The organism is Chthoniobacterales bacterium (genome assembly GCA_035274845.1).
In the GTDB taxonomy this organism is placed as follows: domain Bacteria; phylum Verrucomicrobiota; class Verrucomicrobiia; order Chthoniobacterales; family UBA10450; genus AV80.
In genome coordinates this window covers 169619-183336 of record DATENU010000021.1, presented here as the reverse complement: position 1 = coordinate 183336, position 13718 = coordinate 169619, and the positions used below count along the sequence as shown (strand labels likewise).

Annotated in this window: 11 protein-coding genes; 10 read left to right on the top strand and 1 reads right to left on the bottom strand. The window is 58.5% G+C overall.

Features of this window, described 5'->3' with window-relative positions; all coding sequences use genetic code 11:
- Positions 1–62 precede the first annotated feature (62 nt).
- From VJU77_16015 to dnaB, 8 genes are all read left to right on the top strand, one after another.
- On the top strand, positions 63–611 hold the full coding sequence (locus tag VJU77_16015; GenBank protein HKP04859.1) for a rhodanese-like domain-containing protein: 549 nt from the start codon (positions 63–65) through the stop codon (positions 609–611).
- Complete coding sequence (locus tag VJU77_16010; GenBank protein ID HKP04858.1) at positions 608–1108, top strand: iron-sulfur cluster assembly scaffold protein; 501 nt, start codon at positions 608–610, stop codon at positions 1106–1108. Before VJU77_16015 ends, VJU77_16010 begins: the two co-directional genes overlap by 4 nt.
- Positions 1109–1170: 62 nt before the next feature.
- On the top strand, positions 1171–1728 hold the full coding sequence (sufT, locus tag VJU77_16005) for a putative Fe-S cluster assembly protein SufT (protein ID HKP04857.1): 558 nt from the start codon (positions 1171–1173) through the stop codon (positions 1726–1728).
- Between the two features lie 80 nt (positions 1729–1808).
- Entirely contained in the window at positions 1809–2564 is a 756-nt protein-coding gene (locus VJU77_16000) for a hypothetical protein (GenBank protein HKP04856.1), read from the top strand.
- A gap of 20 nt (positions 2565–2584) precedes the next feature.
- On the top strand, positions 2585–5368 hold the full coding sequence (locus VJU77_15995) for a protein kinase (GenBank protein ID HKP04855.1): 2784 nt from the start codon (positions 2585–2587) through the stop codon (positions 5366–5368).
- Between the two features lie 252 nt (positions 5369–5620).
- Complete coding sequence (locus VJU77_15990) at positions 5621–6526, top strand: hypothetical protein (protein HKP04854.1); 906 nt, start codon at positions 5621–5623, stop codon at positions 6524–6526.
- 182 nt (positions 6527–6708) lie between these two features.
- A complete protein-coding gene (gene rplI / locus VJU77_15985) occupies positions 6709–7251 on the top strand; it encodes a 50S ribosomal protein L9 (protein ID HKP04853.1) in 543 nt (180 codons plus the stop codon).
- Positions 7252–7255: 4 nt separating this feature from the next.
- Positions 7256–8740 (top strand): replicative DNA helicase, encoded by a 1485-nt coding sequence (gene dnaB / locus VJU77_15980; protein HKP04852.1) that lies wholly within the window; start codon positions 7256–7258, stop codon positions 8738–8740.
- 213 nt (positions 8741–8953) lie between these two features.
- Here dnaB and tkt read toward each other — a convergent pair whose 3' ends face one another.
- A complete protein-coding gene (tkt, locus tag VJU77_15975; GenBank protein HKP04851.1) occupies positions 8954–10939 on the bottom strand; it encodes a transketolase in 1986 nt (661 codons plus the stop codon).
- Between the two features lie 57 nt (positions 10940–10996).
- Between tkt and VJU77_15970 the strand changes: the two genes are divergently transcribed.
- The gene (locus tag VJU77_15970; protein ID HKP04850.1) at positions 10997–12238 is read left to right on the top strand and encodes a hypothetical protein; all 1242 of its coding nucleotides are present in this window, start codon (positions 10997–10999) and stop codon (positions 12236–12238) included.
- A gap of 125 nt (positions 12239–12363) precedes the next feature.
- Complete coding sequence (gene rsmA / locus VJU77_15965; protein ID HKP04849.1) at positions 12364–13713, top strand: 16S rRNA (adenine(1518)-N(6)/adenine(1519)-N(6))-dimethyltransferase RsmA; 1350 nt, start codon at positions 12364–12366, stop codon at positions 13711–13713.
- Positions 13714–13718 lie beyond the last annotated feature (5 nt).

Here is a 13718-nt window from a genome sequence, read left to right as displayed (position 1 = left end):
GGGCGAGACGCCCACCCTACCCGAGAGGTTGCGCCGCCTGCCTTGGCAAATACCTTCAGTCAATGGTCACTGCCATCGATCCCAACATCACGATGAAGGAACTGCTCGAACAGTTCCCCGGGGCCCAACGCGCTTTGTTCCGGAAATATCATATCGGGGGCTGCGCCAGCTGCGGGTTCAGTCCGGACGAAACGCTCACCGGGGTTTGCGCGCGGAATGAGAACCTGGATGTCGGCGAGGTAGTCGAACATATCGTGACAAGCGATGAAGCCGAGCGGGCCATGCAAATTGAACCGCGCGAGCTCGCGGAGCGAATCGCGGCCGGCGACGTCGTTTACCTGCTCGATATTCGCACCCGCGAGGAACATGACGCCGTGAAGCTCCCGAGCTCGCATCTTTTTACCCAGGAGCTCATGCAGGAAATCCTGGGCACTGGTTCGCGGACAAATCTTCTTGTGATTTACGATCACACGGGCGCGCGGAGCATGGATGCAGCCGCCTATTTCCAGGGACACGGCTTCGAAAACGTGAAAAGCCTGCGCGGCGGGATCGATGCCTACAGCGCCGAGGTCGATCCGAAGCTGCCGCGCTATCACGTCGAACAGGCATGAGTGACGACCTGCAAGCGAAGATCGAGGAAGCGGTCAAGAATCCGCGGAACCTCGGCGAAATGAAAGACGCCGACGCCATTGGCACCGTGGGGAGCGCCGATTGCGGAGACATGCTCCGGATGTGGGTGAAATTCAAGGAACAGGACGGCCGGAAAGTGATCGATCGCGCGACGTTCCAAACCTTCGGCTGCCAGACAGCGATCGCGGTGGCGAGCGTGGCGACTGAGCTGTTGGCGGGAAAAACGGTGGCGGAAGCGCAAGCGATGTCGGGGGAAGAGCTGGCCGCACCCCTGGGAGCATTGCCACCCGTGAAAATTCATTGCGCCCAATTGGTCGAGGGCGCCCTGCGATCGGCCTTGAGCGGTGGAGAAGCGCCGCAAAACACTCAGAGCAAGCCGACGGCGCCCACGCTTCTGCAAAGTTTCGCGGCTGACCCGACGCCGAAGAAAATCAAAGTGATTTTGGCCACGGATGAACACGGATCAAACACGGATTAGGAAATTGTTTCTTCAATTATCCGTGTAGATCCGTGTTAATCTGTAGCTCCTAGAAATTTCCCATGCACGAAAACAAAGAATTCACCTTATCGCGGGACGTGGAAGCGATTCAGATCCCGAGCGGAACCAAGACGACGATTCCGGAAGGAACGCCCGGTGTGATTACCCAGGCGCTCGGAGGCAGCTACACCGTGGCGACCTATCAGGGACTCGCGCGCGTCGCCGAAAAAGATGCTGACGCCCTGGGCCTCGAAAAATCCGATGCAACCAACGGCGCCGCGAAACCGGCCGCCCCCTTCACCGGCGAGGTCGATGAAAAAGCGGTCTGGGATCAATTGAAGCAATGCTTCGACCCGGAAATCCCCGTCAACATTGTCGATCTCGGTTTGGTTTACGATTGCCAGCTCACGAAACGGCCGGAAGGCGGCGTAAAGGTCGATGTGAAAATGACGTTGACCGCGCCCGGTTGCGGAATGGGACCGGCGATTGCGCACGATGCCCAAAGCAAGATCCTCACGATCGACGGCGTCGATGAAGCCGATGTCCAGCTAGTCTGGGATCCTCCCTGGAACCAGAACATGATCAGCGAAGCCGGCCGGATGAAGCTCGGCATGGTTTAGGATCTTAATCCCCCGCCAAGCCCCGGAACGGTTTCCTCTATGAGCTTGTTGTTCTTTCGTCGGCCTGATATCAACTCCGGATGCCTGCGGCCCCCAGCGAGGACATCACCCGCGAAGGTCTCTTCGCCTCGACGCGCTGGACAATTATTCGGAAGGCCGCCCAATCCCAGACTCCGACGATTGATTCGCAAAATGCGCTCTCGGAACTTTGCGGCATTTACTGGCAACCGGTCTATCTCTTCCTAAGACGACAGGGGAAGCCGGCCCATGACGCCCAGGACCTAACGCAGGGTTTTTTTGCCGATCTGATTGAGAACCGCGCCTACGCGCGGGCGGAACGAAGCAAAGGACGTTTTCGTTCCTTTCTCCTGGGTGCTTTAAAACATTTTCTCGCGGACGAACACGATCGCGATCGCGCGCAAAAGCGAGGAGGCGGCGCGATTCTGCGAGAACTCGATGACGTCGCGATTTCCGAAGCTGAGGTTCACGCGGCTCGCGCCAACAATGGAAGCGCCGACCATGTTTACGACCGCGAATGGGCGTCGTCGCTCCTGCGTCAATCGCTGAGCCGACTCGCGCAGGAATGTGCGGTCGCAGGCAAAGGCGCTTTGTTCCAAGCGCTGAAGTCCCAGCTTTCCGTGGGAGCTGAAACACAGATTCCTTATGATGAAATCGCGCCGCATTTAGGTCGCCCAGTTGTGACATTGCGGAGCGACGTCGGTAGATTGCGAGCCCGGTTTCGCGCCATTTTGCGCGAAGAAGTCGGCGGCACCCTCACGAATTCCGCTGAGGTGGATGAAGAACTCCGGTACCTTTGTCAGGTGATGACGGGGTAACGAGAAGCGAGAACAACCCAATGCCTGCCATACAAAATCGCGCGGGCCTTTGTCCGACTTGCGGGACGACTATCGATACGGGTTCGGCCGAGGCCGATCTTGGCTGCATGGTCTGCCTGCTGCGCGTCGGCCTTGATGACTCCGCCCACGAAGAAACCGCGGATTCACTGCCCGAAGTTGTGCCCGACCAATTCGGCGCTTACACGATCGCGCGACACGACGACGGCAGTCCGTGGGAGCTTGGCCGCGGCGCGATGGGCGTCACTTATCGCGCAATCGACGTTTCGCTGGCCCGGCCCGTTGCGCTGAAAATTATCCACTCCAATCAGAGCCGATCTCGCAGTCAGGCCACCGCGCGATTCACGCGGGAAGCGCGCGCAGCCGCGTCGTTGCGCCATCCGAACATCGCCACCGTCTATCACTTCGGGATTCGCGAGGAGACCGGCCAATGCTTTTACGCGATGGAATTAATCGAGGGCGAAACGCTCGAGGAACGGATGCAGCGCACGGGCCCGCTTGACTCCCGCGCGGCGGCTGAAATTGCCCGACAGGTCACAGAAGCGCTCCTGGCTGCTCAGAAACAAGGGCTGGTCCATCGCGACATCAAACCGTCGAACCTGATGATGGTCGAAGGCGACAACGGCGTGGATTTTACGATCAAGGTGATCGATTTCGGAATTGCGAAAGCGGTCGCGGAAACGACCGACGTGCGCACCCTAACGCATGCCGGTTTTGTCGGCACACCGGCGTTTGCCAGCCCCGAGCAATTCACAAACAAGCCGATCGATGTCCGGTCGGATATTTACTCCCTAGGCGCGACGCTCTGGTTCGTGCTCACCGGACACACGCCGTTTGGAGATTCTACCTCTAGGGCGCGAACGGCAAATCCGCCTCTGGCACAATTGAGAGCAGCGAAAGTCCCGGCGCATTTTCGAGCGGTTCTCCACTCGATGCTCGCAAACGAGCCGGCGGCACGTCCGGGCCTCCAGGAGCTTGGCGCAAAACTGGCGAGGTTCCGTCGGTCGCGCCGCGGAATCCGCACAGGCTATTTCGCGTTCGCCGCCGCAGCTCTTACCGTCCTGTCGGCCGCTCTCTATCTTTTCTTGCCACCAAAAGCGCCAGTGGAGAATTGGTCCGCGGACAAAAGCATTGCCGTTCTGCCTTTCGAGAATTTGAGCGACGATCCGACCAACGCCTACCTGGCAAGCGGCATCCACGAGGACGTGCTGGTGAATCTGTCAAAGATCGGAGGCTTGAGGGTTATTTCGCGCAATTCCGTCCTGGCGTACAAAACTGGTCCGCGCGATCTGAAGGAGATCGGGAAAGCACTCGGCGTCAGCGATCTGCTGGAAGGAAGCGTGCGGCGCGAAGGCAATCGGGCCCGGATCAATATTCAATTGATTCACGTTGCGAACGGCCAGCAGATTTGGGCGGAAAATTTCGACCGCGAGCTAGCCAACACCTTTTCAATCCAAAGCGAGCTGGCGCTGCACATCGCGGCGGCGCTCGAGGCGAATCTTTCGCCCAAAGAAAACGCTGGGCTCCAGCGCTCGCCCACGAAGGATGGCGAGGCCTATCTCCTTTATCTTCAAGCAAACAATCTGGTTGCTCCGTACCAAAAACCCAGAGCCGCCCTGGACGAAGCCGAGCGCTTGTACCAGGAAGCGATCGCGCGCGATCCTTCGTTCGCGTTGGCTTTCGCCCGGCTATCGCAACTAGAAACTTTGTATCGTAACGAATATGAAACTTCTTTTGCGCGCTCGCAAAAAGCACAAGCAGCCGCCGAGGAAGCCCTCCGCCTTCAACCCGATCTGCCCGAAGCGCACCTGGCTTTGGGGCGCTTCCATTGGGAGGGCAAGGTTTCCGCGGGCGAGATTGACCTCGACGCGGCGTTGCGGGAATTCACGATAGCGCAACGCAGCTTGCCAAACAGCGCTGAGGTTTTCGGTTTGATCGGCCGCAGCCAGCTCGACAAGGGGAATTTCACTGAAGCTATCGCCAATCTCAAAAAAGCAGCATCACTGGATCCCAATAGCGTCGAGCGCTGGCACAGGCTGTTCTTTGCTTACCATATTACTCGCGATTTCGCCTCCGCGGCCGGAGCACTCGACCACGCCATCGCCGTCGCGCCCAACCCATGGATGTTCCAACTCCATCGCGCCTGGCAGCAACTCTTTTGGAAAAAAGATCTGACCGCCCTCCAGAATCTGCCCGCCCCCACCGGCGATGATCCCGAAGGTCATCGCGCGGCCGATTTCGCGGCGAGCAGAATTTACATCCGGCAATTTGCCGAAGCCGAAAAAATCCTGCTCGCCGATCCGCATGATCCTATTGAAACAAACAAGGGCATGTTACCCAAAAAACTTCTCCTGGGCGCCTACTCCTTTATGGCTGGTGACAAGGAAAAGTCGCGGGCGCTCTATGAACAAGTGCGGCCAGGTTTGGAGCGCGCGGTCGAGGAGCATTCGCTCGATGTAAATGGCCATCTGCGGTTGGCGGAGGCCTACGCAGGTCTGGGCCGGAAAGAGGATGCAATTCGCGAAGCGCGCCGCGCCCTCGAAATTTTTCCCGAATCAAAGAACTTGTTAGGCAGCCTGAGCGATTCGCTCTACGCCGCCTGGATTTATGCAATGACTGATGAACCTGATCTCGCCATTCCGCTTTTGGCACATATCCTGGCGGCGCCGGCGGGTGAGAACGTGAACTCACTGCGAATTCACCCGCGATGGGACCCGCTACGTAACGATCCGCGCTTCGAGAATTTGCTTCGCCAATACGAGGCGAAGCAAACAGCAGCGCGCTGACGAATGATCTCGCGCTCGCGAGAATCGATGCCTTCCCTGGTCCACCGTCCCGCAGTTGATTGCCAAAGGGTGCGCGATCTTCGCATCAAGTGATGGATGGAACGCTGCGGGCGACCCTGAATTCGACGCGGGCCGCAAGAAGATCGCGCTCCATCAATCGATTTTCTGCAACGGACTACGAGATTTTCCGAAGGAACGGGTATGATTACAAAGCTCCATAAGGTCAGTCATGTCGTTCCGAGGAAACTCCGATTGAAATCAACAGCGTGGGGCTCGGCGATGGCGTTGCTGACAATACTTATTCATTTCGATGCTTCCGCTGGACCACGCGACCCGGATGCCGTGGCAGCACCTGGTTGGCTCGGCACCCCGCTCGTTATTCCCGGCAATGCGAATATCTTCGGTGCGGGTCACTCGTCTCCGCCTGAACCGGGAGGCGGAGGCGCGGGCCTGCTGCCTGTTTTGTTTAGGTTTGTTGCAGGTTCGCGAAAGATTCTGACCTTTTCTGATGTAGGCGGGCAAGTGGCGATTGATCCCGCCCACAGTAGCGGGACCGGCCCGGATGGCGTAGCAATTAACGAAGGAAGCATCATCTTGCCTTACGGGGGCATTTCGGGTTTTCGAGCATCGACCAGCGGGTGCCTGGTCGGCGTTTTTCTCGGCCCAGCAGAGCCGAAGGCCCCGGCGCCGAAGACCTTGGATTTCAGTTCCACCGGCGAAGGCACGGCATTCCCGAGATTGACACCAGAGATCGGCCAAATCTTTTTTATAGGAGACGGCTTGACCGGGACAAAAACGGGTAATCTTCAGAAGTTCGAGGTACCGCCTTCGGCCACGCGCCTTTACCTCGGCTTGGCGGATTCTGGTGATCGGCGGAAGGAAACGGCACCAGGTTATTACAGCGATAATACCGGAGCGTTTTCACTCACAGCTCACATGGCAACGATGTTGCCCCCAAGAGTCCTCGAAGAGGGTCCAGTCCGGCTACGCCCTGAAGATCCCATTACATTCCGAGACGGTAGGCAGGCGCGTCTTTCTCGTAATCAGTTATTCATTCGGGGCGCAAACGGCAAGACCGTTCGCGCCGCTGCTGGACGTTACGAAACAAAGGACGGACACGTGATTGTCGTCGACAAACAGGGCACGATCAGAAAATAAATCTCTTTCGCTAGACGCTCTGGACGCGAATAAATCGCCTCAAAGTTGAAGACTGCAAATGCCCGATCACTGCGCGGCGATTCTTTTTCTAAGCGTTTGACAGCACCGTGGAGGATTCTATAATCCTCTCCCCCGCGCTCGCCGATTTTTTTCGTGCGGCACTTTATCAGACAAAATTTGCCATGCCTTCCACTGAAATTATTTTGACCGAAAACGTCCCGGGCCTTGGCGCCGAGGCGGACGTCGTAAAAGTGCGTCGCGGGTACGCGCGCAATTTTCTTTTGCCCCAGGGCAAAGCCTACGAAGTTACCAAACGCAGCCTGCGTCAGCTCGACAACCTGAAAGCGAAACGGGCCGCGCGCGAAGCCGCGGAACTGAATGAAGCGGAAGAGCTTTCTCGCCGGATCAGCAAACTCAAAGTGGTCTTCACCCTCGAAACTGGCGAGACCGGAAAAGCGTTCGGATCGATCACCGCGCAGGATTTGGTGAAGCGCCTGAAGAACGAGCTCGGCAACGAAATCGATCGCCACCGCATTGTGCTCGATCATCCAATCAAGACCACCGGCGAACACGAGGTGCCGATCAAGTTGCACCACGACGTCACGGCGAAATTTATTTTCCAGGTGAAACCTTCGAAGGAAGAAGCTCCGGCCCCGGCCGCCGCGCCCGCCGGCGAGATCACCGAAAAGGCGAGACCGTTTAGGAAACGCACCGACCACAAATAGATGAATGGCTACTGATCCATCCCTGAGGGGAGGACAGCAGTCTCGCAAGAAATCGGGCAACGAGCCCGGCCGAGGCTGGCCGCAAAAGAATGGCGGCCAAAACGGCGGCGGGTCATTCACAGCTTCCTCGCAGGATATTCACAGGACGTTGCCGCACAGCGTCGAGGCCGAGCAGGGCGTCCTCGGTTCCATGCTGATTTCGCCGCGCGAAATCATCGCGGAATGCGTCGAAAAAATTAACGAGGACTATTTTTACGACCCCGCGCATCAGACAATCTACACGGTCCTGGTCGAGCTTTGGAACGCGGGACAGGGGATCGACCTAATCACGTTTACGCAGGTTTTGCGCGATCAGAATCTGCTCGAAACCGTCGGCGGCGCCGCGGCGGTCACGAGTCTTTTCACCTTTGTCCCGACGGCGGCGAACGTGACCTACTATCTCGAGATCGTTCGGGACAAATACATTCTCCGCCAGATCATCGCCGCCTGCACGGAAAGCGTGCGCCGTTCGTTCGAGGAACAGGATGAAGTGCACAACCTGCTCGACGAAGTGGAGCAGAAAATTTTCTCCGTGGGCGAAGATCGCTTCAAGGGCCAGATGCTGACCATGAAGGACCAGGTGATGGAGGCGATCGAAGCGATCGAACAGCTTTACGAGAGGCGCGGCGGAATTACCGGGATCTCGACCGGGTTCGCCGAGCTGGACCGAATGACGAACGGTTTGCACGAAGCCGAGATGATCGTGATCGCCGCGCGGCCCAGCATGGGTAAGACGGCGCTGGCCATGAACATCGCCGAGCATGTCGCGATCAATGAAAAATTGCCGGTGGCGGTTTTCAGTTTGGAAATGAGCAGCCAGCAGCTGGTGCAACGTCTCCTCTGCTCTCGGGCGCGGGTGAACCTGCAAAAGGTGCGGGATGGATTTTTGGCCGAGCGCGATTTTCCGAGTTTGACGGCTGCGGCCTCCAAGCTGGCGGAAGCGCAAATCTTCATCGACGACAGTGCGAGCCTGAGCATTCTCGAATTGCGGGCGAAGGCACGCCGGCTCAAGGCACAGAAGGACATCAAGCTGATCGTAGTCGATTACTTGCAGTTGTTGCGTTCGACGACGCGGCGCGCGCAGGACAATCGGCAGCTCGAAATTTCCGAAATCTCATCCGGCTTAAAAGGTCTCGCCAAGGAATTGAAGGTGCCGGTGGTCGTGCTGGCCCAGTTGAATCGCCAGCCGGAAGCGAGGACCGGCGGCAAACCGCGCCTGAGCGATTTGCGTGAGTCGGGCTCGATCGAACAGGACGCGGATTTAGTGGGCCTGCTGGTGCGGCCGGAAATCTACGAAGAAGATGAAGACGCCCGGGCCGAGAAAGCCGGTGAAGCCGAGCTGATTATTGCGAAGCAGCGAAATGGCCCGGTGGGCGAAATTGCGCTGACCTTCCTGAAGGAATTCACCCGCTTCGAAGATCGCGCCCGGAACGTTCCGGAGCCGATGTAACGCGCCAACGGCGCAATTTCATCTTAGCCTGGGGCAACGTCCCAGGTAAAACAATCGGAGGGCACCAGCGCTGAAAGCGCGACTCACGGCGGGTCATCACGAAGCGCGACCACTCAGCTTTGAATCGCGCTTTCAGCGCTGCTGACTAATTGCTATTTATCCTGGGGCGTTGCCCCAGGCTTGAAGTGATGCTGCGCCGTTGGCGCTGAAAAATTAAAGCGATTTCGCCGCCTCGACCACATGGGCGGCGTCGATTCCCATTTCCTTCATCACTTGATCGCCCGGCGCGCTCATGCCAAAGCGATGCAAGCCGACGATCTTCCCATCGAGGCCCACGTATTGTGACCAGAGCTGCGGCACGCCGGCTTCAATCGCCACGCGGCGCCGGCACGACGACGGCAACACTTCTTCGCGGTACTCGGCCGATTGCCGGTTGAAGCGCTCGAAGCAGGGCATCGAAACAACCCGCGTCCCCTCGCCCAACTCGCCGGCGGCTTTCATCGCGTGCTGCAACTCGCTGCCGCAGGACAACAGAATCAGGTCCAGTTTGCCGGTTTCGCGCTTCGCGATGTAACCGCCGCGACTGACGCCTTCCCGGCGCGTTTTCACGTCGATATCGTTCAACATCGGCACGGCCTGCCGGGTGAGGGCGAGCAAGGTCGGCCCGTCAATGCGTTCCGCCGCCGCCACAAACGCGCCGGCCGTTTCTTCCGGGTCGGCCGGCCGGATCACATCGATCTGCGGCATGACGCGGACCGAACTCACCGTTTCGACCGGCTCGTGGGTTGGACCATCTTCACCGACCCCAATCGAGTCGTGGGTGAAGATATAAATGTTCGGCAGCTTCGAGAGCGCCGCGAGACGAATCGAAGGGCGGCAATAATCGGTGAACACCAAAAAAGTCGCGCCCGACGCCCGGAAAACTCCGTGATAGGAAATGCCGTTCATGATCGCGCACATGGCGTGTTCGCGAATTCCGAAATGAATGTTGCGGCCGCCCGGCGTCTCGCGGGTGAAATCGCCGCCATCCTTAATGTAATTCAAGGTCGAGCCATGGAGATCCGCGCTCCCGCTGACGAAGAACGGCATCGCCTGCGCCAGAGGCTGAAGCGCGTCACTGCCGGCCTTGCGCGTCGCGATCTTCGCATCCTTCGGGAATTCCGGAATTTTCGCCAAAAGCCCGGAATCCACCTTTCGGTCGATCGCGTCGTCGAGCTGCTTTGCCTTCTCCGCGTTTTTCTGGCGCCAATCGCCATACATTTTTTCCCAGACGCCGTAATCCGCGAGCAGCTTCTTTTTGTGCTCCGCGAAATAATCGTAGGTCTCTTTCGAGACGAAATAATGTTCCTCCGGCAGGCCAAGACCTTTGCGGGCCGCATCGACGAATTTCACGCCCGCTTCCCCGTGCGCTTTGAACGTCCCCGCGACCTCCGGAATGCCTTTGCCGATCAAGGTGTGCGCGATGATGAACTTCGGCCGGCCGTTGTTGTTCTCCTTCGCGTTATTGAGGGCGTCGAGAAACGCCTGCATGTCCTGGCCGTTGATTTCCTGGACGTCGAAGCCGTACGCCTTGAAGCGCATGGCGGTGTCCTCGCTTTGCGTGGCCGTCGCCGGCGCATCGAGGGTGACGGCGTTCGAATCGTAAATCAGGATCAAATTATCGAGCCCGAAATGTCCGGCGAACGCCGCGGCTTCCGCGGAAACGCCTTCCTGCAAACAACCGTCCCCCGCGAGACAAATGCAGTGCTGATCGAAAATGCGGTGCTCGCTCGTGTTGAAACGTTCCGCCGCCATTTTCATCGCCACCGCGATGCCAACGGAATTGGCCACCCCCTGGCCGAGCGGGCCGGTCGTGCATTCGACTCCCGGCGTCTCGAAGAATTCGGGATGGCCCGGCGTCTTGCTGTGCAATTGTCGAAAATTTTTGATCTCCGCCATCGGCAAATCGTAACCGCTCATATGCAGCCAGGCGTAAAGGAACATGCTGCCGTGGCCGGCGGAGAGGACGAAATAGTCACGGCCGATCCAGCGCGGTTCATCCGGGTTATGCTTCAGGACGGAGCCGTAAAGGACCGCGCCCATTTCCGCGCAGCCCAGGGGAAGACCGAGGTGGCCGGATTTCGACGATTGCACCGCGTCCATCGCCAATCCGCGCGCCTCGTCCGCCGCGCGTGAAAGAATTTCCAGATTTAAACTCATGAACACGGGTATAGTTCGCGTGTCTATCGAAACCAAGCGCAATCCAGCCGCTTTCTGATGAAATTGAAAATCGAAAATCGAAAATCGAAAATCGAAAATGCCGTGAACCGCCCCGGCCTTCTCCACATCATCGAACGCCTCGAGGGTTTCCTGCACAAGCTTCCGGAGACCATCCAGCGACCGGTTCTGCATGAGCTGACCCCGTTGAAGGAATTGTTCCTGCAACAGCGGCCGCCGCGTTTCGTGCTCAGTGGGTCGAATCAATTGCCCCTCCAGGAGGTAGTCGCGACGCTGTTCGGCGGCGAGCAGCCACCGGCGGAATCGCGCGATGTGCTGATGGAGTTGTTTCGCTGGCATGCGATGGACTTGAGCGGGCGCGGCGCCGTTTCGTTCCTCGATGCGAGGGGTGCCGAGGCACGGACCATCCCAAAAATCCGCGAGGAATTGGAGGAGCATCCGGCCGACATTTTGATTCATCTCGCGAACGAGGGTGAGGGCGTCCGGGAAGTGCAGAGCGAGCTCGAAAATGTCGCGACCTTCCTCCGGAGTGCTTCGGCGGCGGCGACCAAACCCAAAGTCGTTGGCGTTGTTTTGCGGAACGCGAAGAGCGCTCGCCACGATTTTCACCTGGAAGAAAATCGTTTGGCGGCAAATGCGAAGACGAAAGAGCTTCTCCAAACCGCGCTCCAGGAGCAGCCGGGAATTGCGGAGCATCTTCTCCAAGTCGTGGAGATCGCTTCCGGCGAGTCCGGCGCCTCGTCCGCGAGCCAGACGCAATCGTTCCTTTCCCTGCTCGCGAGAGGTATGCCGAACCAGGCGCGGGTGGAAATGGCCCGGCTTGCCGGGGACCGTGGCGTCCAGGGCGAGATCGCCCAATCGCTGGTGAAATCCACTACCGCAATTTGCGCAGCGATTGGGGCGCAACCAATTCCCCTGGCCGATTTGCCGATTCTGACCGCTCTCCAGCTCGTGATGGTCTCCGGGATCATGTATATCAGCGGCCGGGAACGCAGCCTCCGAGCCGCAACGGAATTCGTCGGAGCCCTGGGGGTGAATGTGGGAGCCGGGATGCTCCTCCGCGAAGGCACCCGGGCGCTTCTGAAATTTTTCCCCGGCTGGGGCAACGTGGTCTGCGGGGCTGTGGCCGGAGCCGGCACCTACGCCATTGGTCGGGCCAGCATCGGTTATTTCCTGGAGGGCATAACCCTCAATGACGCCCGTCGCACTTATCTGGCCAGCCGGAAAAAGCGTGCTCGTCCCGAAACCCGGCGAGTCAAACAGATCGAAGCGGCGCACTGAGAGACGCCGCCAGGTATTGGAATAACTTGTGAATAAAATCTCCGATACGGTGCTTATTGTTCACATTTTTTTGTGAACAAAACGCCGCATTTTCCCCTTTCCCGGGCCCCGGCCGGCTCCTCTCGATGAAGCTCTCCGAAATCGACGCCACGCTGCGTGAAATTCGTGTCTCCCCGGTCAAAACGCTTGGTCAAAATTTTCTGCACGACCGGAACCTCGCGCGCTGGATCGTCGAAAAAGCAGACCTGACTCGTGACGATTTCGTAATCGAAATCGGCCCCGGCCTTGGCGCGCTCACCGAGTTCGGTCTTGAATCTGGCGCCAAGGTTCTCGCGATCGAAAAAGACAGGCGACTGGCGGAATTTTTGCGGACGCGTTTCAAGAACGACCGGCTTGAAGTGCTTCACATGGATGCACTCGATTTCGATCTTCGGCCGTTGTTCGCGAAGCGGCGGGTGAAGCTGCTGGGAAATCTTCCCTACTACATCTCGAGCCAGCTCCTTTTAAAGTTCACCCAGTATCCAAGTCCTATCTCATTATGGTTGTTAATGTTACAAAAGGAGATGGCGGGGCGCATTTCCGCGGCGCCCGGGACGAAAGATTACGGCGCGCTTACTCTCGTCATTCAACTTCAATATCGTGTCGAATATTTGCGCACCGTGCCGGCGAGCGTTTTTCTCCCTGAGCCGGATGTCGATTCTGCTTTTATTCGCATTACACCGCGCACGCCGGGAGAACTGCCGCAGCACGACCCGGAAGTTTTTTCTCGGCTCGTGCGACAGGGATTTTCCCAGCGTCGCAAGCAACTTCGAAATTTGCTCCGGGAGGAATTGCCAGACTGGGCGGAGGCCGCGAATGCGATTGGCTTCAATCCCCTGGCCCGGGCCGAAGAGCTGAATCTCGAGCAATGGATTGCGCTCTCGAATCGGGCCCGGTCCGGAGCCGCCGCCATCGAGGATTCACGCGCTTCCGAGCGTTTTCCCGTGGTAGACGAGAAGGACCAGTTACTGGGCGAGGCTCCCCGGGGGGAAGTGCATGGGAATAACTTGCGCCACCGGGCCGTTCACATCCTGCTTTTCAATAAGAAAGGCGAGCTTTTTTTGCAGAAACGATCCAGTTGGAAGGACCGGCATCCCCTGCTTTGGGATTCCAGCGCCGCCGGCCATGTGGAGGCTGGCGAAGATTACGACGCCACGGCCATCCGGGAGCTGGAGGAAGAGCTGGGGGTTGCCACCGAGTTAACTCGCGTGGCCAAGCTTCCCGCCTCGGAACGGACTGGCCAGGAGTTCATCTGGCTTTACCAGGGCCAGCACGACGGGCCCTTTCGATTGGCCCGGTCTGAGATCGAGCATGGCGAGTTTTTCCCGCCTGAGGTCGTTTCCGGCTGGATCAAAGCCCGGCCGGACGATTTTGCTCCCGGATTCCTGGAATGCTGGGCGGCATTTTGTTGTAGCGACGCCGCTCAGTCGGCGTAACGCGC